At 63.7% G+C, this 17867-nt stretch carries 19 protein-coding genes; 8 read left to right on the top strand and 11 right to left on the bottom strand.

What is annotated here, in order from left to right:
• Position 1 precedes the first annotated feature (1 nt).
• From ACNHGR_RS16790 to typA, 7 genes are all read right to left on the bottom strand, one after another.
• Positions 2 to 469: a MarR family transcriptional regulator gene (locus ACNHGR_RS16790; RefSeq protein ID WP_184269598.1), complete on the bottom strand. Its 468-nt coding sequence runs from the start codon at positions 467 to 469 to the stop codon at positions 2 to 4.
• Positions 447 to 884 (bottom strand): hypothetical protein, encoded by a 438-nt coding sequence (locus tag ACNHGR_RS16785; RefSeq protein WP_475287537.1) that lies wholly within the window; start codon positions 882 to 884, stop codon positions 447 to 449. The genes ACNHGR_RS16790 and ACNHGR_RS16785 overlap by 23 nt, the downstream gene beginning before the upstream one ends.
• Before the next feature lie 119 nt (positions 885 to 1003).
• Positions 1004 to 1348, bottom strand: coding sequence for a hypothetical protein (locus tag ACNHGR_RS16780; RefSeq protein ID WP_056687147.1), 345 nt, complete (start codon positions 1346 to 1348; stop codon positions 1004 to 1006).
• Between the two features lie 67 nt (positions 1349 to 1415).
• Positions 1416 to 1907, bottom strand: a complete 492-nt coding sequence (locus tag ACNHGR_RS16775) for a helix-turn-helix domain-containing protein (RefSeq protein WP_184269594.1) — start codon at positions 1905 to 1907, stop codon at positions 1416 to 1418.
• Between the two features lie 228 nt (positions 1908 to 2135).
• Positions 2136 to 2537, bottom strand: a complete 402-nt coding sequence (locus ACNHGR_RS16770; protein ID WP_475287534.1) for a DUF805 domain-containing protein — start codon at positions 2535 to 2537, stop codon at positions 2136 to 2138.
• Between the two features lie 79 nt (positions 2538 to 2616).
• Complete coding sequence (locus tag ACNHGR_RS16765) at positions 2617 to 2784, bottom strand: hypothetical protein (protein ID WP_184269590.1); 168 nt, start codon at positions 2782 to 2784, stop codon at positions 2617 to 2619.
• A gap of 79 nt (positions 2785 to 2863) precedes the next feature.
• Entirely contained in the window at positions 2864 to 4681 is a 1818-nt protein-coding gene (gene typA, locus ACNHGR_RS16760; RefSeq protein ID WP_475287532.1) for a translational GTPase TypA, read from the bottom strand.
• A 160-nt stretch (positions 4682 to 4841) separates the two neighbouring features.
• On the opposite strand from typA, the gene ACNHGR_RS16755 reads away from it, so the two are divergent.
• Together ACNHGR_RS16755 and ACNHGR_RS16750 are read left to right on the top strand one after the other, a co-directional pair.
• Positions 4842 to 6077: an aminotransferase class V-fold PLP-dependent enzyme gene (locus ACNHGR_RS16755; protein WP_475287530.1), complete on the top strand. Its 1236-nt coding sequence runs from the start codon at positions 4842 to 4844 to the stop codon at positions 6075 to 6077.
• Positions 6078 to 6299: 222 nt separating this feature from the next.
• A complete protein-coding gene (locus ACNHGR_RS16750; RefSeq protein WP_475287528.1) occupies positions 6300 to 7850 on the top strand; it encodes a S10 family peptidase in 1551 nt (516 codons plus the stop codon).
• Between the two features lie 34 nt (positions 7851 to 7884).
• On the opposite strand, the gene ACNHGR_RS16745 is transcribed toward ACNHGR_RS16750, so the two are convergent.
• Positions 7885 to 8580 (bottom strand): DUF899 family protein, encoded by a 696-nt coding sequence (locus ACNHGR_RS16745; protein WP_475287526.1) that lies wholly within the window; start codon positions 8578 to 8580, stop codon positions 7885 to 7887.
• Positions 8581 to 8745: 165 nt separating this feature from the next.
• Here ACNHGR_RS16745 and ACNHGR_RS16740 point away from each other — a divergent pair, with 165 nt between their 5' ends.
• The 3 genes from ACNHGR_RS16740 (at position 8746) to ACNHGR_RS16730 (ending at position 10957) form a co-directional block, all read left to right on the top strand.
• Positions 8746 to 9957, top strand: a complete 1212-nt coding sequence (locus ACNHGR_RS16740; protein WP_184269580.1) for a toxic anion resistance protein — start codon at positions 8746 to 8748, stop codon at positions 9955 to 9957.
• A gap of 115 nt (positions 9958 to 10072) precedes the next feature.
• The gene (locus ACNHGR_RS16735; RefSeq protein ID WP_475287524.1) at positions 10073 to 10783 is read left to right on the top strand and encodes a hypothetical protein; all 711 of its coding nucleotides are present in this window, start codon (positions 10073 to 10075) and stop codon (positions 10781 to 10783) included.
• Between the two features lie 18 nt (positions 10784 to 10801).
• The gene (locus ACNHGR_RS16730) at positions 10802 to 10957 is read left to right on the top strand and encodes a hypothetical protein (RefSeq protein ID WP_184269576.1); all 156 of its coding nucleotides are present in this window, start codon (positions 10802 to 10804) and stop codon (positions 10955 to 10957) included.
• Positions 10958 to 11218: 261 nt separating this feature from the next.
• Here the strand turns inward: ACNHGR_RS16730 and ACNHGR_RS16725 are convergent, their stop codons facing one another.
• Together ACNHGR_RS16725 and ACNHGR_RS16720 are read right to left on the bottom strand one after the other, a co-directional pair.
• A complete protein-coding gene (locus ACNHGR_RS16725) occupies positions 11219 to 12091 on the bottom strand; it encodes an SMP-30/gluconolactonase/LRE family protein (protein ID WP_475287521.1) in 873 nt (290 codons plus the stop codon).
• The gene (locus tag ACNHGR_RS16720) at positions 12091 to 13236 is read right to left on the bottom strand and encodes an aldose epimerase family protein (protein ID WP_475287520.1); all 1146 of its coding nucleotides are present in this window, start codon (positions 13234 to 13236) and stop codon (positions 12091 to 12093) included. The genes ACNHGR_RS16725 and ACNHGR_RS16720 overlap by 1 nt, the downstream gene beginning before the upstream one ends.
• A 124-nt stretch (positions 13237 to 13360) precedes the next feature.
• Here ACNHGR_RS16720 and ACNHGR_RS16715 point away from each other — a divergent pair, with 124 nt between their 5' ends.
• Positions 13361 to 14665, top strand: coding sequence for a sugar MFS transporter (locus tag ACNHGR_RS16715; protein WP_184269569.1), 1305 nt, complete (start codon positions 13361 to 13363; stop codon positions 14663 to 14665).
• A gap of 271 nt (positions 14666 to 14936) precedes the next feature.
• On the opposite strand, the gene ACNHGR_RS16710 is transcribed toward ACNHGR_RS16715, so the two are convergent.
• Positions 14937 to 15701 (bottom strand): FadR/GntR family transcriptional regulator, encoded by a 765-nt coding sequence (locus ACNHGR_RS16710; protein ID WP_184269567.1) that lies wholly within the window; start codon positions 15699 to 15701, stop codon positions 14937 to 14939.
• A gap of 203 nt (positions 15702 to 15904) precedes the next feature.
• Between ACNHGR_RS16710 and araD1 the strand changes: the two genes are divergently transcribed.
• Both araD1 and ACNHGR_RS16700 read left to right on the top strand, forming a co-directional pair.
• Positions 15905 to 16897 carry an AraD1 family protein gene (araD1, locus tag ACNHGR_RS16705; protein WP_475287517.1) on the top strand — a complete coding sequence of 331 codons (993 nt, stop codon included), beginning with the start codon at positions 15905 to 15907 and terminating at the stop codon, positions 16895 to 16897.
• A 9-nt stretch (positions 16898 to 16906) separates the two neighbouring features.
• Complete coding sequence (locus ACNHGR_RS16700) at positions 16907 to 17833, top strand: Gfo/Idh/MocA family protein (RefSeq protein WP_475287515.1); 927 nt, start codon at positions 16907 to 16909, stop codon at positions 17831 to 17833.
• Positions 17834 to 17867 lie beyond the last annotated feature (34 nt).

The raw sequence follows: 17867 nt of genomic DNA, 5'->3' as shown, positions 1-17867 counted from the left end.
CTCACTCCTCGAAGGCGAGCGAGAACCAGGAGGCCATGGCGTCCATCGCGAGCGGCGACAGGCGGATCGCGCGACGACGGCGACTGTTGGGGGAACTGCGATGCTCATCCAGCAGGCCGCGCCGTTCCATCGTGCCGACCTGCCCCACGACGACGCTGAGCGACAGGCGCAGCGTCTCGCTCAATTGCTCCAGCGTCAGCGCCCCGCCCTCCAGTTCCGCCTGATAGAGGGCCAGCAATATGTCCCAGGCCGGGTCCGAAAAGAGATTCTGCCCGAACAGCATCGCCCGCACGCGGCGGGCCTCCAGATAGCGGGCAAGGGCGGGAAGCTGGTCATTGCCGTCCCCGTCCAGGATGGCGGGTTCTTCCTTGCGGGCGTGGAAGTTGGTCAGGCAGCGTTGCAGCGCGACCACCAGGTCCACCGCTTCCTGGCTCGGCAGGTGGCGGTCAGGCGGGATATGCGCGGTCATTGATCTTTTTCCGGTCGAGTTCGATACCGATGATGGTGAAGAGCAGTAGCGGGATCACCCAGACGGTGCTGAGCCCGGCATAGATGCGCTCCGAAAAGCCGGGCAGCATCATCGTCACCACATGGGTCAATACAGTCATCAGCTGGCTGGCCGTCGCCCAGATCGGCCAGTAGCGATTGCTGCGCATCATCAGCCAGATGAGGCAGCCCAGCAGCAGGGCGTCGACCAGCATCAGCCATATCTGGGTCGCGTGCCACGACCCGGCCAGTTGCGCCGGGATGGTGAGCAGGACGCAGCCCAGAAAGGCGGCGGTGAACCACCGGCCGTCCCGGCCGCCGAAGACAACAGCAAAGACGCAGCCGAAACCGGTCAGCATCCAGAAGAAAAGGGTCAGCCAGAAGGAAGCCACCGTCATCCACATTTCCGATTGAGAGGGGGGGCAAAGGTCATGCGGACGCGGTGGCCTCCACCTGAGCAGGGGCGATGCGATTGCACCGGACCACCTGCTCGGGTCTGTTGATTAGCGGGTTTTCGTCAGGCGACCAGGGTCAGGTGGCGCGCCGTTTCCTGCTGTTCCAGTTCCAGGCCGATCGGGCAGCCGACCGACGTGACCGGAATGGCGCTATGTTCGAGGCAGCGGGTCAGCAGCGCGGTGGCGCGGATCATGTCGCTGCGGCCCTCGATGATCTTGGTCGCGCTGTCGTGAATTTGCTTCAGGATGCGCTGGCTTTCGCTGGCGGTCAGGCCCGAACCCTGCGACGCGGTGAGGAAGGCCGTGGTCAGTTGCGCGGCATCGACCAGCGCGCTGTCGAAAGCGGCGAAAGCCTGGCGGGTCTGATCGGCGACGGCCTGGGTCTTGATGGGGTCGAGGTTGAGCACAAGTCTTCTCCTTCGCACCAACCCTAGCCCGGCGGTGCGTTGTTCGGCGTAGCGATGTTCGGATGGATCAGCCCAGGACCGTAAAGGCCCCGGCAATGAGCAGCAGCAGAGTGACGACACCGACCCCGGTGAGTACCGCGGCACGGATCATCGCCAATATGCGGCCATCTTTACTCAGTTCATTGGTCGATCCCCCGAGCGGCGGGCCGAAGGCGAGGATGCGGCGCAGAAGCGTATCAGGCTCCGTCTGCGCATCCGGCCTGTCCGGCTGAACAAGGGATGACGCAGGTTCGGGATCGGAGGCAAGCGGCTCCGGTTGATATATCAAAGGCTGATATGTGTCACTTTGGGGCGGCTGTTCCACGACCGAAACGAACAGGCGCGCGGCTTCCTTGCGCGATGGCACGCCGAATTTGCGCAAACTGGTGCGGACGCGCTGGTCGACCGTATGCTCCGACACTTCGAGCTTGCGCGCGATTTCCTTGGAATTGAAGCCCTGCGCCACCAGCCGCAGGCACTGCTTTTCCCCCTCGCTCAAGGCCGGAAGGGTTTCCGCCACGTCTTCATTCCTCCTGCGTGCGCCTCCGGTCTGCGACATCGACCGGCATCGAAAGGCCCCACGCCTTCCCTTAGCTTGCGAACCAGCCGTTATGATTCGGTTCACGCTGGACATGAATTCGCACGATATGGGCGACAGGTGCAATGCAGATGGCCGGCGCGGTTGTCCACCGCGCCGGCCATGGCAGAATGATAATGTGCGGGACGCGCCCGTACGGATGGCGAAGGCTTAGGTGAATATGTCGGCGACATCGGCCGCCGTCTGCTTGGGGTCCGGGCCGAAACGGTTTTCGCCACGTGTCCCGTCCAGACACATGAAGACCAGCACGATCAACCCGCCGACATAGGGAATGAAGTTCAGCAGGACGAACCAGCCGCTCTTGTCCTGATCGTGGAACCGACGGACCTGCACCGCCAGCGAGGGAATGATGAGCCCCAGCATCAGCAGCATCAGCAACCAGAAGAAGGGGCCGGACGGCGAGCCTTCGCTGAAACCACCCGTCGCGGCGGCCAGAACACCGATAATGATCGCGAGCAGAATATAACCAAGGGCGAACATCCAATATTCCTTGCGCCGCGAGCGGCCCGAAAAGTCGGCATAGCGCTTCAATGGCAAGAGCATATATTCCATCGGCATTCCCCTGAATGGTGAGGGGAAGCAGGATAGGAAGGCTTATTGCGTCTGTCTTGCAAAAATCGCTGTTAGGATTTCAGCCGCCCTTCTTGCCGTCCTGCTTCGCCTTATGCGCGGCGAGCAGAGCGTCGATTTCGACGATGCGCTGGCGCTGGGGCGTGTCCTTGGCCAGGCCCTTGAGGCGGCATTCGGCCCAGAGCGCCTTGCGCTCGCTGTTGAGCGCCTTGAAATAGAGATCGGCCATGGTGATGGCTCCTGTTCAAAAGCAAAGGGCCGGCGCCTTTGCGACACCGGCCCTTTCATACATTGTCAGTCCTGAAAAATCAGGCGCTCTTGGCGCGGCTCATGCGCTTGCGCTCGTTCGGGTCGAGGAAGCGCTTGCGCAGGCGGATGGTCTTGGGCGTCACTTCGACCATTTCATCATCGTCGATATAGGCGATGGCCTGTTCCAGCGTCGCCTTCTTCGGCGGGGTCAGGCGGACGGCGTCGTCCTTGCCGCTGGCGCGGAAGTTGGTCAGCGCCTTCGACTTCATCGGGTTGACTTCGAGGTCTTCCGGCTTGGCATTTTCGCCGATGATCATGCCTTCGTACAGCGTTTCGCCCACGCCGACGAACAGAATGCCGCGTTCTTCCAGCGGACCCAGTGCATAGGCATTGGCTTCGCCCGCGCCGTTCGAGATCAGCACGCCATTCTTGCGGCCTTCGATCTTGCCCTTGTGGGGGCCGTACTTTTCGAACAGGCGGTTCATGATGCCGGTGCCGCGCGTGTCGGACAGGAATTCGCCATGATAGCCGATCAGGCCGCGCGAGGGCGCCGAGAAGGTGATGCGGGTCTTGCCGCCGCCCGACGGGCGCATGTCGGTCATTTCCGCCTTACGGATGTTCATCTTGTCGACGACCGTACCGGAGAATTCATCGTCCACGTCGATGACGACGGTTTCATAGGGTTCGGTCTTGCCGCCATTTTCGTCTTCGCCGAACAGCACGCGCGGACGCGAGATGCCGAGTTCAAAGCCTTCGCGGCGCATGGTTTCGATCAGAACGCCAAGCTGGAGTTCGCCACGGCCGGCGACTTCGAAGCTGTCCTTGTCGTCCGATTCCGTCACCTTGATGGCGACGTTGGATTCGGCTTCGCGGGCCAGACGATCGCGGATCATGCGGCTCGTCACCTTGCTGCCTTCACGGCCCGCCATCGGCGAATCGTTCACGGCAAAGCGCATCGACAGGGTCGGCGGATCGATCGGCTGCGCCTTGATCGGCGTGTTGACCTGCGGATCGGCGATGGTGTTCGACACGGTCGCGACGGTCAGGCCGGCAAGGCTGATGATATCGCCAGCCTTGGCTTCATCCACGGGCACGCGGTCCAGGCCCTGAAAGGACATGATCTTCGACGCGCGGCCGGTTTCGATCACATTGCCTTCGGCGTCGAGCGCGTGGATCGGCTGGTTGACCTTCACCACGCCCGACTGGACGCGGCCGGTCAGGATACGGCCGAGGAAATTGTCGCGGTCGAGCAAAGTCACGAGGAAGCTGAACGGCGCATCCTGATCCAGCGACGGCGCGGGCACATGGTCTACGATCTTCTGGAACAGCGGCTCCAGCGTGCCTTCGCGGCGCTGCGGATCTTCGCTGGCATAGCCATTGCGGCCCGACGCGTAGAGGACGGGGAAGTCGAGCTGTTCGTCATTGGCATCCAGCGTCACGAACAGGTCGAACACTTCGTCCAGCACTTCCTGGATGCGCTCGTCGGGGCGGTCGACCTTGTTGACGACGACGATGGGCTTCAGACCCAGCGCCAGCGCCTTGCCGGTCACGAACTTCGTCTGCGGCATCGCGCCTTCCGACGAGTCGACCAGCAGGATCACGCCGTCGACCATCGAAAGGATGCGCTCCACTTCGCCGCCAAAGTCGGCGTGGCCGGGCGTATCGACGATGTTGATGCGCGTGCCGTTCCATTCGACCGAGGTGGGCTTCGCCAGAATGGTGATGCCGCGTTCCTTTTCCAGGTCGTTCGAGTCCATCGCGCGTTCCTCGACGCGCTGGTTCTCACGGAAGGTACCGGACTGACGGAAAAGCTGGTCGACAAGGGTGGTCTTGCCATGGTCGACGTGCGCGATGATCGCGATATTACGCAGGGACATGAATCTGCCTTTGGGATCGGGTTTCCCGGCCGGCACCGTGCCTGTCCAGGACTATCGGGCGCGCCCCTACAGGAAATGATGCGTTGCGGCAAGGGTAACGGGCAGATGGCGGATCGCCCTGCCCGATCCGTCCATCCTTCTGCCCAAGAAGGAGACATGCGTGACCGACAGCCCGCTCATCAGCCGCCGGACCCTTATGCAGGCCGCTGCGATCGCCGCCCCCTTGGCGCTGACGCCCGATATGCTGAGCGCAGCGGGCAAACCCGCGCTGCGCGAGGCGATGATCCTCGATCCGGCGATCCGCTATTTCAACGCGGCGAACATCGCGCCGACCTTCCGCAGCGTGGCGGCGATCCATGAACGCGAAACCCGCGCGTTCCAGACGGACCCGTCGGTCGAGCGGCGCGCGCTTTATCCCAGGGCCGCCGACGCGCTGCGCGAACGGCTGGCCAAGCGGCTCGCCGTCACGGCGCAGGAAATCGCGCTGGTCCGCAATAGTAGCGAGGCGAACACGGTCGCGGTGCGCGGACTGGCGCTGAAGGCCGGCGACCGGATCATCCTGACCGACCATAATCATCCGTCCACCTGGGACAGCTGGAAGCTGCGGGCGGAGCGCGAGGGGCTGGACCTGCATGTCGTGCCGGTCCCGGTCGAGGCGCAGTCGGCGCAGGAACTGTTCGACAGCATCGCCGCCGCCGTGACGCCCAATACCAGGGCGATCTTCCTGTCGCACATGAGCAATATCAGCGGCATCGTCTATCCGGTGGCCGAGATCGCGAAGCTGGCGCGGTCGAAGAATATCTGGCTCCACGCCGATGGCGCGCAGACCTTTGGCTGGATGCAGCTCGACCTCGCCGCGCTGGGCGTCGACAGCTATTCGGGCAGCACGCATAAATGGCTGATGGGGCCGCTGGAGGGCGGGATGCTCTATGTCCGGCGCGAGCGACAGGCGGAACTCCAGCCGATCATGATGAGCCATGGTTATTGGCTGACCGATCCGGCGAACCTCAACACCGCGCAGAAATATGAGATATTGGGCCAGCGCGACGATCCGCGCCTGATGGCCTTCGCCGCGACGCTGGATGTGCTGGACGGTGTGGGACAGCCGGCGATCGAGCAGGCGGCGCGGCAGCGGGCGGCATCGATGCGGCAGGCATTGGCCGCCGTGCCGGGGGCGAAACCGTTCGGCAGCGGCGTGGATGCAATCACCGGCCCGGTCATCACGGTCGCCTTCCCCGGCCGCGATGTGCCGGCCCTGCGTGCGAAACTGTGGCAGGCGAAGATCGCGACCGCTGCGTCCAAGATCGGCGGCGGCGCGGCGATCCGCTTTTCGCCCCATGTCTATAATAGCGATGACGATGTGGCGGCGGTGATCGAAGGGCTGCGCGTGGGGTAAAGGGGGTGCTGCCACCATCCGTCACCCCAGCGAAGGCTGGGATCGCACGCGGCGTAGCGCTACGTGGCCTGAGATCCCAGCCTTCGCTGGGATGACGGTAACAGCATGGTTCACCCCCTTGCTTTACAACAGCGCAATATCTCCTTGCCCCACCGGCCGACCTTTCTATGGTGCGCGCCGTCGCCAACAATATACCATATCCTAGCAAGGAGCTTTTACCCCATGCGGTTTGCCGCCACGCTTTGCTTCGCCTCCCTGATCGCCCTCGCCTCCCCTGCGCTCGCGCAGAAGGATGGCCCCGACGCCGCCAAGCAGCATGCCGACAAGGTCGCCGAAGAGGTCGCGGCCAACTGGGCCAGTGCGCCGGTCGAGGAAGTGACCCAGAGCAGCAAGGGCACCGCCCGCGTCGATGGGAAAGCCATCCCCTATACCCAGACCGCCGGTACGCTCACCATCCGCGACGAGAAAGGCAAGCCGGTCGCGAGCATGTTCTACACCGCCTATACGGCGGCGGGTAAGAACCGCCCCGTCACCTTCTTCTATAATGGCGGCCCCGGCTCCTCCTCGCTGTGGCTGCGCATGGGCAGCTTTGCGCCGGAGCATGTGCGCACCGGCAATCCCGAAGCCGTGAAGCCCGCTCCGTTCGACGTCGGCCCGAACAATGACAGCCTGATCGGCAGCACCGACATGGTGTTCCTCGACACGATCGGGTCGGGCTATTCGCGCATCCTAGGCGACGCCAAGCCGTCCGATTTCTACAGCGTCGATGGCGATGTGGATGCCTTTGCCAAGGCAATCATCCGCTACACGACGAAGAATGCCCGCTGGGCGTCGCCCAAATATATTTTCGGCGAAAGCTATGGCACGACCCGGTCGGGCGCGCTCGCCTATCAGCTCGAGGATCGCGGGCTGACGCTGAACGGCGTGGTGCTGCTGTCGTCGATCATGAATTACGGCATCCGCCAGTCGGGCTTCGACGCGATCCATGTCGGCTATCTGCCGAGCTATGCAGCGACCGCCTGGTATCATAATCGCGTCCCCGGCGGCCGTCCCGAAAGCCTGGAAGCCTTTGTCGAGGAAGCCCGCGTCTTTGCCAACGGCGCCTATGCCACGGCGCTGCTCAAGGGGTCGGACATCAGCGCGCAGGAAACCGACCAGATCGCCCAGCAACTGAGCCGCTTCACCGGCCTGTCGGTCGATTATCTGAAGCGCGCCAATCTGCGCGTCAGCCTGTCCCGCTTCCGCAAGGAATTGCTACGCGACGGGCATGAGACGATCGGCCGCTTCGACAGCCGCTACAAGGGCATCGACGCCGACGCGGCGGGCGAGGAACCGGAATATGATCCGTCCAGCACCGGCATCACCGGCCTCTATGTCGGCAGCTTCCTGGATCAGGTGACGAACAAGATCGGCTACAAGACCGACCTGTCCTACCGCCTGAGCGCGCGCGAAGGCGGCGACTTCAAATGGGACTGGAGCCATTCGCCCCCGGAAGGCGGGAAGCAGAATGTCGCGGACGTGACCGCCGACCTCAGCGCCGCGATGCGCACCAACCCGCATATGCGCGTGTTGTCCCTGAACGGCTGGTACGACATGGCGACGCCCTTCTTCTCGACCGAGCGTGACCTCAAGCACATGATGCTGGAGCCGCAACTGCGTCAGAACCTCCAGTTCAAATATTATCCGGCGGGCCACATGGTCTATCTGAACCCGGAGGCGCTGCACCAGATGCGCCTCGACATGGAGCGTTACTACGCCGAGGGCGCGCGCTGAACGATGAAGGGGGCGGTGGCGACACCGCCTCTTTTCAATAGCGTAGTTTCGGATACCAGTCCGCCGGCCGGCCTTCGGGCGTCAGGTCGAGGATCGACCAGAGCGCGGCGATATCAGGCGAATCGCGCGGGTCTTGCCCCGGATCGGCCATCTCGCCCGTCATCTCGCTCATCCAGAAAAGGCGGATGCCCTCGCCATCCTTCCGGAACACGACCAGCGCAGGATATTCGCCGTCGGGCGTCAGCAGGCCCAGATCATTGGCATAATCGTCGCCGATCGTCTGGACGAAGTCGGTGTTGCGCCAGCCCCGCTCCTGCGCGAAGGCGAATTGCCGCTCGACCGGACTGCGGCCGAAAATCTTGTAGGCGACCCGCTGCTTGATATCGGCGGCATTACCATCGACCGATCCGATCCAGTTGGTACACATGGGGCAAGGCCGCTCGCGTTCCGGCCCGTACATCCAGAAATAGGCGACCAATACGTCCTTGTCGCCGAACAGGTCGGACAGGCCGACTTCGAACCCCTGTTCATCCTTGAAGCGATAGTCTTTTTCGATCAGCGGGCCGGGTGGCAGCGCCTGCCGCTGCTCCACCAGCCAGGTCATGTGACGGCGAAATTCTATCTCTTGCCCCAGCAAGGCCATGCGAGCGTCGCGATAGGCAGCGCTTTCGCCGGGAAAGCGGGGCTTGCGATGGGTGACGAGGTCGGCGACGGGTTTCAGACTGGCCATGACAGCTTCCTCTCCGGTCAAGATTGCCAAGCAATCGCCTTCTTTATTGCCAGCGATTGTCAAGCAATCGCCGGAGGCCCTATATCGTTCCCCGGACCAAGGCTTGCGCCCCAGTGTATTATTACCATATTACACAGCAAGCCGCTCATGGCGACTGGAGACGATATGGCCACCACTGCGCCCACCACGACTGCTGATACGCTGAATCTGACGCCGCCCGATCCGGTGCCGACTGTCGCGCCCGAAAAGGCGGCGGGCCTCGTCCCGATCGAGGATGAGAAGAAGTCGAAGCTGGACGAGAAGGTCGATGCTTTCATCGCGGACCTCGTCGCGCAGGACGCCAATTCGCCCGAATTCGGCGCGCGGGTCGATCAGTTGACCAATATGGGCCGCAAGGAAATCGCCGAAGCGGCGGGCCACTCCAACCGCTTCCTCGATCGCCCGGTGCGCGCGATGGACAGCGATACCAAGGTCGGCGCCGACCTCGCCGAACTGCGCCGCACGGTGGAAGACCTCGATCCGGGCAAGCGCGGCAATCTGCTGGCGCCCAAGAAGCTGTTCGGGATCATTCCGTTCGGCAACAAGATGCGCGACTATTTCGACGGCTATAAGAGCGCGCAGGGCCATATCAATTCGATCCTGGGATCGCTGGCCAGCGGCAAAGACGTCCTTATCAAGGATAATGCCGCGATCGACGTCGAGCGCCAGAATATGTGGGCCACCATGGGTCGTCTGGAACAGATGATCCATATCAGCAAGACGATGGACGCGCGGCTGGAATCCAAGGCGCTGGAGCTGGATTCGACCGACCCGGCCAAGGCCAAGGCGATCCGCGAAAGCGCGCTGTTCTACATTCGCCAGCGCACGCAGGATCTGCTGACGCAGATGGCGGTGACGGTGCAGGGCTATCTGGCGCTGGATCTGGTGAAGAAGAATAATGTCGAACTGGTCAAGGGCGTGGACCGCGCCAGCACCACGACGGTCGCGGCGCTGCGCACGGCAGTGACGGTGGCGCAGGCGCTGGCAGGGCAGCGGCTGGTGCTGGAGCAGATCAGCGCGCTCAACACCACCACCGCGAACATGATCGACCGGACCGGCGAGTTGCTCAAGAGCCAGACCGCGCAGATTCACGAGCAGGCGGCCAGCAGCACGATCCCGATCGAAACGCTCCAGCGCGCCTTCCAGAATATCTATGATACGATGGACAATATCGACGCCTTCAAGCTGAAGGCGCTGGAGAATATGAAGACCACGGTGAACACGCTGTCGGGCGAGGTGGAAAAGTCCAAGGGCTATATCGCCCGCGCAGAGGGCCAGGCGCAGGCCGCCAAGGAAGTGCGCGCGGACAACCCCCTGCTGAGCGCGATCGAGGGGTGAACCAAATGTATCCCCTCCTTTCGTTCGGGCTGAGCCTGTCGAAGCCCTACCCTTCTTGCAGAAAAGAAGAGGCCCTTCGACAAGCTCAGGGCGAACGGATTTTGGAGAAAGACCTGTGAGCCGGTCCGACCGCGTGCTGGCCGATGCGGAGGCGGTGCTGCGCCGCCATAGCGAGCGAGGGCAGAGCCTGTCCACGCGCGCGCGGGCGCGGCGCAATGCCGGGCTGATGCGGAAGGTCAAATATGCCTTCTGGGCGGTGCTGGCGATCCTGTTGGGCAGCGCGGTGGCGGGCTTCGTCCTGCCGCTGGGTACGACCGGCGTCATGGTCGTGCTGGCCGTCATGATCGCGGCCGTGTTGCTGATCGCCCTCGCGCCGACGGAAGGCCGGGTGAAGACCGAAGCGCTCGCGCAGACCGAACTCGCCGCCCTGCCGCTCAAGACCGAAATCTGGCTGGAAAACCAGCGCAAGGCCCTGCCCGCCCCCGCCGTCACGCTGGTCGACAGCATCGGCGTAAAGCTGGAAACGCTCGCGCCGCAACTGGAGCGGTTGGGGGAGCAGGAGCCGGCCGCGCAGGAAATCCGCCGGCTGCTGGCCGACCATCTGCCCGAACTGGTGACCGGCTATCAGTCGATCCCCGAACCGCTGCGCCGGGAAGAACGCAATGGCCGCGTGCCCGAAAAGCAGCTGGTCGAGGGCCTGTCCGTCATCGACGCTGAGATCAGCCGGATGAGCGAGAGCCTGGCCAGCGGCGACCTTGACAAATTGGCCACACAGAACCGCTTTCTTGAACTGAAATATCAGGAAGCCAAGGAACTCGGGGCTTAGCGCCGTCTTGTCCCTATCATGATCCATCTGACGCTCATCATCGTCGATTTCCTGACGGGCCTGCTGGCGGCCGGTGCCTGGGCGCTGGCCTCCGCCGGCGGGGCGATTGCGGCCGTGGTCGGCGGCGGCTTTCTGGGCGTGTCGCTGCTGCGCCGCCTGCGCCGCAAAAGCTGACGCCTTGCGGGAGCGCCCGTCGCGCTACTGATCTATCGATATCGGAAAAAATCGTCCCGGACGACTGATGACGCGTGCAGTTCGCCAGCGGGCCGTCCGGGATCGCAACATCGCATGACTTTGGAGAGGGCATGACAACGTTGTCCCGGCGCTCTAGCCGATTCGTCGGGAGCGTGCAACCGGATTTGCATGCGGCCGATATGCGAAGGGCGCGGCTGCCTGATGACAGCCGCGCCCCGATCGACACGATGATGATGAAGGTCAGCCCGCGTAGAGGTTGGTCGGCAGACCGCGTACGCCGCTGTCCACCTCGAAGAAGCCGCCGTCAAATTCGGTCGGATCGTCGAGGCCCACGGTCGCGCTGCTGACGAACATGCGGTCGAGGTTGGGGCCGGCGAAGGTGATGTTCGTGACCTGCCGCGCCGGCATGGCGATGGCGCGGTCCAGCTTCCCTTGAGGCGTGAAGCGGCTGATCCGGCTGCCGCCCCAATGGGCGACCCAGATATGCCCTTCCGCATCCACGGTCATGCCGTCGGGATAGCCATCCTCCTCGCCGAACTGGATGAACGGCTCGCGCTCGATCGCGCCATCCTGTGTCCGGCGGAAACGGTACATCTGCTTCTTGGCCGTATCGCTATGATAGAGCCACTGGCCACAGGGGGAGAAGCAGGGGCCGTTGGGCACGCGATAGTCGCTGTCCACTACGGTCCAGCGCCGATCGGGCGCGAGGCGATAGAGCGCGCCGCGATCATGCTCTTCGGCCATGTCCATCGTGCCGCACCAGATGGCGCCCTGCGCATCCGCCTTGCCGTCATTCATCCGGTTGCCGGGGAAATGCGGTTCGGGGTCGCCAAAGGGGGTGATGGTCAGCGGATCGAGGCTGATCTCGGCAAAACCGCTCTGGAAGCCGCCGATGAAGCCGCCCGCCTCACGCTCCGCGACCCAGCCCAGCGGTTCGGGCATGGCAAAGCGCTCGACCGCGCCGCTTGCCAGCGCCCCATCCTTCAACGAAAGCCGGTTGAGCGCCGGGGCGAGGATGTCGACCCAGTAGACGGCGTTGCCGCGCGCCGACCAGAGCGTCCCCTCCCCCAGCGTATCCGCAACGTCACGGTCGATCAGCCGCCATTCGGGCATCAGCGGGCCACCGACAGGCGATAGATCATTTCATGATGATAGGGCTTGCCGGGATCGACGCGGGCCGACAGGAAATTGGGCTTGTTGGGCGCATCGGGGAATTTCTGCGGCTCCAGCGCGATGCCGTCGCCCATGCGATAGACATGGCTCTGCTTGCCGATGAAGGTGCCGTCGAGGAAATTGCCGGTATAGAATTGCACGCCCGGTTCGGTCGTCAGCACTTCCAGCACGCGGCCCGACACCGGGTCTTCCAGACGCGCGGCCAGTTCCGGGGTCTTTGTCGCGCCCTTGTCCAGCGCCCAATTATGGTCGTAGCCACGGCCGGCGACGATCTGCGCATCGCGGCCGTCGCGCAGCCCATCCGCCACGCGGCGGGGTGCGCGGAAATCGAACACGCCGCCTTCGACGGGCTTGAGTTCACCGGTGGGGATCAGGTTCGCGTCGACCGGCGTATAGGCCTTGGCCGGGATCGTCAGCAGATGGCCCATGGCGCCATCTGGCGATCCTTCGCCCGCCAGATTGAAGATCGCATGGTTGGTCATGTTGACGATGGTCGGCTTGTCGGTCTTCGCGTCGAAGGCTATGCCAAGGTTGCCGGCCTCGTCCAGCGTGTAGGTGACGGTCACGTCCAGCTTGCCGGGATAGCCCGAATCGCCGTCCGGGCTGGTCAGGCCCAGCACCAGGCTGGCCTTCGGCCCGCTCTTGATCGACACGACCTTCCACAATTGCTTGTCGAAGCCCTTGCCGCCGCCATGCAGCGTATTGACCTTGTCGTTCAGGGGAAGCTGATAGGATTTGCCGTCGAGGCTGAACTTACCGCCGGCGATGCGGTTGGCATAGCGACCCACCGTCACCCCGAAATAATTGGGGAAATCGACATAGCCCTTGAGGTCGTCATAGCCGAGTAGCACGTCCGCTTGTCGGCCGTCCTTGCCGGGGCCGGACAGCGACTGGAGCGTCGCGCCATAGGTCAGGATCTTTGCGGAGACGCCTGCGCCATTTTTCAGCGTGATCGCCTCGACTGCGGCGCCGTTGACGTCGCCGGCCGGTGCGCGGCTGGCCTCTGCCGCCATCGCGGTTCCGCTTGCCATGGCGACAGCCAGAGCGCATGACAACGCTGTTTTAAAATCGACGACCTTTCGCATGGACTTCCTCCCGATAAGCTGCGCCCATTGACGGGCGGTTGAGGGGGATATACTCCGACAAAATAAGCAGGCGCAACCCTTGATCGGATCGGCCTGCTACTGGAACTGCACTGGAGAAGGATGAATGGCAGGACCGATCTCGTCTGGCGCTGCGCCTGTCGCAACGCATAACCCCGGCACGCGCTACGGCCCTGCGCTCGCGCTGCTCGCCAGCCTCTTCTTCATGTGGGGCTTCATCACCGTCATCAACAACACGCTGCTGCCCCACCTGCGCAGCGTGTTCGACCTCAGCTACACCCAGACGACACTGATCGAATCAGTCTGGTTCATCGCCTATTTCTTCGCCTCCATCCCCTCAGCCAAGCTAATCGAGCGCGTGGGCTATCAAAAGTCGATGGTCATCGGCCTGCTCGTCATGGCGGCGGGCGCGCTGGGCATGACGGTCGCGGCGTCGATCCCCTCCTATGGTGTAACTCTGGTCATGCTGTTCGTGATCGCCAGCGGCATCACCCTGCTTCAGGTTGCGGCCAACCCCTATGTGGCGGTCGTCGGCAAGCCCGAAACCGCCTCCTCGCGCCTGAATCTGGTGCAGGCGATGAACTCGGCCGGCACCATGCTGGCGCCCATGTTCGGCGCCTATCTGATCCTCGGCCGGTCGAAGGGCGGCACGGCGCAGGGCGAAGTCGTCCTGACGCAGGCCGAACGTTTGGCCGACGCGCAGTCGGTGGTCCTGCCCTATGTGATCGTCGCCGTCGTGCTGGCGGTGCTTGCCATCGTCATCGCCCGCTTCCCGCTGCCCGCCATGGGCAATGCGACGCAGCGCCACAACAAGGAAGAGCGCAAGAAACATTCGCTGTGGAACCACCGCAATCTGGTGTTCGGCATCCCGGCGATCTTCATCTATCTGATCGCGGAAATCGGCGTCGCCAACCTTTTCATCAACTTCGTCAGCCAGCCGACCATTGCCAACCTGACCCACGAGCAGGCAGGCAATTATCTGACCCTGCTCTGGGGCGGGATGATGGTCGGCCGCTTCGCCGGTTCGGCGATCATGCAGAAGTTCGATGCGGGCCATGTCCTCGCCGCCTTCTCGATCGGCGCCTTCATCGTGATGCTGGTCACGGTCTTCACCACCGGCCCGGTCGCCATGTGGTCGCTGATCCTGGTCGGCCTGTTCCACTCGATCATGTTCCCGACCATCTTCACGCTCGGCATCAAGGGGCTTGGCCCGCTGACCGAAGAAGGATCTGGCCTGCTCATCATGGCGATCGCTGGTGGTGCGCTGGTGGTGGTGCAGGGCTGGCTGGCGGACCATTATGGGTTGCAGACCAGCTTCCTGCTGACCGCCGCCTGCGAACTCTACATCCTCTTCTACGCGCTGTGGGGGTCGAAGACGACCCACGCGCTGCCGGATCAGGTGATCGAATAAAGCGCCGGGGTCACATCCCGATGCCTGAGAAAAGGCCGGAGCGGACACACCGCTCCGGCCTTTTTCCTTTGCGGCCACCGCGCATCGGCCTATCGGCAAGGCGTCCGCCCACGATATTGGGTGGCGAGCAGACGTAGCCGTTTCCCAAACTCCATTCGCCCTGAGTTTGTCGAAGGGCTCTACTTCTTTTTCAAAAGGCAAGGCCTGAAAGAAAAGCAAGGGGCTTCGACAGGCTCAGCCCGAACGGATTTCTTATGGCTAATTCTGCCCGTCAGCCGCCCATCGCGCTGGCCGTATCCTCCAGCGCGAGGTCGACCAGAACGCCCATCGCTTCGGCCGCCGCGACCGGGTCGCCCGCCGCGATCGCATCATAGACGCGGACATGATCGGGGATCGGGTTGCGCGGCAGGGCGCGGGCGCGCTGCTTGAACTGCGTGGTCCAGTTGACCGCCGCGCCGATGCTGGCGGTCAGGGTCAGCAGCGCGTCGTTGCGGGTGGCGTTAAGGATCGCATTGTGGAAATCGCGGTCGGCCGCACGCCCCGCCTCGGTCGCCAGCGTGTGCCGGCGCATCGCGGCGAGCGCATCCTTCATGATCTTGAGGTCGTCCTTGTCGCGCCGCTGCGCCGCCAGCCGGGCGGCCGCCGGCTCGACGATGGCGCGCAGTTCGAATAGGTCGCGCACGAACTGCACGTCCGGCTCCCCGGCAAAGGCCCAGGCCAGCACTTCGGGGTCGAGCAGGTTCCAGCGGTTGCGCGGCAGCACGCGCGTCCCCGCCTTGGGCCGGCTTTCGACCAGCCCCTTGGCGGTCAGCACCTGAATCGCCTCACGATAGGCGCTGCGCGACACTTCCAGTTCCTCGGCAAAGGCGACTTCGCCGGACAGCGTATCGCCGGGCGCATATTGGCCGGACAAGATCGCCATGCCCAGCTTGTGCGCAATCGCGCCGTGCAGCCGACGCCCCGGCCCCCGCACTGCCTTGGCGCTGCCTTCCTTGTCCGTCTCACCATCCTGCAAAGACGGATTTTCCTGTCCCATTCCTGTTCCTCTCGCCTTTCCCCAATCAGGCATATCCGTCCCTATAATACAAGCATTGCCATTACCATCATCCTGTAATATGTCGGAGTAATTACCGGATTCACCGCCGCCGCCCTCGCCACCATGGCGATAGCGGGCGCGCGGCGAACCGTCTTGCAATTTGGATTGGGCGCCATGGTCAGGCGCGCGGGAGGAGAGTTTTCATGACATTGCGCCTGTTGCAGCACCGTTCGGACAATGGCGAACGGTCGGTCATCGCCGCTCAGGGCGACGCTGCCTGGTTCGTGCCCGGTTTCACCACCATCCGCGCGCTGGCGCTGCATGCAATCGCGCAGGGCATCGATCTTTCCGCCGCCGTCGACGCCGCCGGCAAGGGCGACACCATCGACATCGCCGCCGAATTTGAAGCCAACCGCCTGCTTGCTCCCATCGATCATGAAGATGGCGCGCATGTCCAGCTGACCGGCACCGGCCTCACCCATCTTGGCTCCGCCGAAGGCCGCGACAAGATGCACCGCGAAGCTGCCGCCGTCGAAAAGCAGACCGATTCGATGCGCATGTTCCTGGAAGGGCTGGAAGGCGGCAAGCCTGCTGCGGGCGAAACCGGCCAGCAGCCCGAATGGTTCTACAAGGGCGACGGGTCGCAGTTGGTCGGCCCGACCGACGCGCTCACCATGCCCGCCTTCGCCAAGGATGGCGGCGAGGAACCGGAGCTGGCCGGCATCTACCTGATCGGCGAAGACGGCACCCCCTATCGCCTCGGCCTCTCGCTCGCCAACGAGTTCAGCGACCATGTGACCGAGCGCCATAACTATCTGTGGCTCGCGCACAGCAAGTTGCGTCAGGCCGCGCTCGGCCCGGAACTGCTGGTCGGCACCCCGCCCGAGCATATCGAGGGCGCCAGCCGCATCATCCGCAACGGCGAAACCATCTGGGAAAAGCCGTTCCTGTCGGGCGAAGGCAATATGTCGCACAGCTTCGCAAACCTCGAACATCATCATTTCAAATATGATCTGTTCCGCCGCGCGGGCGATGTGCATGTCCATTTCTTCGGCACCGCGACCCTATCGTTCAGCGACGGCATCGTGCCGGAAGAAGGCGATGTGTTCGAAATCATCGCCGCGCCCTTCACCCTGCCGGTGCGCAATGCGCTCAAGCGCGCGGCTCCCGTTCAGGTCGCCGTCAAGCAGCTCTGACCGCATAGCATGGACCCGATCCGTATCGCGATCGTCGGCATAGGCAAGATCGCCCGCGATCAACATGTGCCGGCGATCAGGGGCAATAATGCCTTCAGCCTGGCGGCCACCGTCAGCCCGCATGATGCGGGCCTGGACGGCGTGCCGCACCATGCCAGCCTGGATGATCTGCTCGCCCAGGGCCCGGCGGTGGACGCCATCGCGCTCTGCACCCCGCCGCAGGTTCGTTATGACCTGGCGACGCAGGCGTTGAAGAAGGGCATCCACCTCTTCCTCGAAAAGCCGCCCGGCGCGACCTTGGCGGAAGTGGAAGCCTTGAAGGCGCAGGCCGACAAGGTCGGCGTCAGCCTGTTCGCCGCCTGGCACAGCCGCTTCGCCGCCGGGGTTGCCCCGGCGCGGGCATGGCTGGCCGAACGGCGGATCGACAAAGTGTCGATCGTCTGGCGCGAGGATGTACGCGTCTGGCATCCGGGTCAGGCATGGATCTGGCAGCCCGGCGGGCTTGGCGTGTTCGATCCGGGCATCAACGCCCTGTCGATCGTCACCCATATATTGCCGCGCCCCTTCTTCCTGAAGGACGCGGCTCTGGTGCTACCGGAAAACCGCGCCGCGCCGATCGCCGCCGACCTTGCCTTCCGCGACACGGCAGGCGCACCGATCCACATGGATCTCGACTGGCGCCAGACCGGCCCGCAAAGCTGGGACATCGTCGTCGAAACCGACGCGGGCACGTTGAAGCTGTCCCATGGCGGCGCGGTGCTGACTCTGCCCAGCGGCACCGAACATGGCGAAGATGTCGAATATGCCGGCCTCTATGCCCGTTTCGCGACGCTGATCCGGGGCGGTCGGTCGGATGTCGATACCAGCCCGTTGCGGCTGGTCGCCGACGCCTTCCTGCGCGGCACGCGAGAGACGACCGACGCCTTTCACGACTGACTTATCCACAATTTCATTCACAATTTTATCCACG

It is taken from the genome of Sphingobium sp. RS1, assembly GCF_056156825.1.
Note: the sequence above shows the minus strand (reverse complement) of the source record. Positions and strands in the feature narration are given on the sequence as shown.

What these genes read in the sequence shown, in the direction of transcription:
- ACNHGR_RS16710 (WP_184269567.1), bottom strand. Translation starts at nt 15,701, where the DNA reads ATGGGACAGGAAAATCCGTCTTTGCAGGATGGTGAGACGGACAAGGAA.
- araD1 (WP_475287517.1), top strand. Translation starts at nt 15,905, where the DNA reads ATGACATTGCGCCTGTTGCAGCACCGTTCGGACAATGGCGAACGGTCG.
- ACNHGR_RS16720 (WP_475287520.1), bottom strand. Translation starts at nt 13,236, where the DNA reads ATGCGAAAGGTCGTCGATTTTAAAACAGCGTTGTCATGCGCTCTGGCT.
- ACNHGR_RS16700 (WP_475287515.1), top strand. Translation starts at nt 16,907, where the DNA reads ATGGACCCGATCCGTATCGCGATCGTCGGCATAGGCAAGATCGCCCGC.
- ACNHGR_RS16765 (WP_184269590.1), bottom strand. Translation starts at nt 2,784, where the DNA reads ATGGCCGATCTCTATTTCAAGGCGCTCAACAGCGAGCGCAAGGCGCTC.
- ACNHGR_RS16715 (WP_184269569.1), top strand. Translation starts at nt 13,361, where the DNA reads ATGGCAGGACCGATCTCGTCTGGCGCTGCGCCTGTCGCAACGCATAAC.
- ACNHGR_RS16730 (WP_184269576.1), top strand. Translation starts at nt 10,802, where the DNA reads ATGATCCATCTGACGCTCATCATCGTCGATTTCCTGACGGGCCTGCTG.
- ACNHGR_RS16725 (WP_475287521.1), bottom strand. Translation starts at nt 12,091, where the DNA reads ATGCCCGAATGGCGGCTGATCGACCGTGACGTTGCGGATACGCTGGGG.
- ACNHGR_RS16745 (WP_475287526.1), bottom strand. Translation starts at nt 8,580, where the DNA reads ATGGCCAGTCTGAAACCCGTCGCCGACCTCGTCACCCATCGCAAGCCC.
- ACNHGR_RS16785 (WP_475287537.1), bottom strand. Translation starts at nt 884, where the DNA reads ATGACGGTGGCTTCCTTCTGGCTGACCCTTTTCTTCTGGATGCTGACC.
- ACNHGR_RS16770 (WP_475287534.1), bottom strand. Translation starts at nt 2,537, where the DNA reads ATGGAATATATGCTCTTGCCATTGAAGCGCTATGCCGACTTTTCGGGC.
- ACNHGR_RS16750 (WP_475287528.1), top strand. Translation starts at nt 6,300, where the DNA reads ATGCGGTTTGCCGCCACGCTTTGCTTCGCCTCCCTGATCGCCCTCGCC.
- typA (WP_475287532.1), bottom strand. Translation starts at nt 4,681, where the DNA reads ATGTCCCTGCGTAATATCGCGATCATCGCGCACGTCGACCATGGCAAG.
- ACNHGR_RS16740 (WP_184269580.1), top strand. Translation starts at nt 8,746, where the DNA reads ATGGCCACCACTGCGCCCACCACGACTGCTGATACGCTGAATCTGACG.
- ACNHGR_RS16790 (WP_184269598.1), bottom strand. Translation starts at nt 469, where the DNA reads ATGACCGCGCATATCCCGCCTGACCGCCACCTGCCGAGCCAGGAAGCG.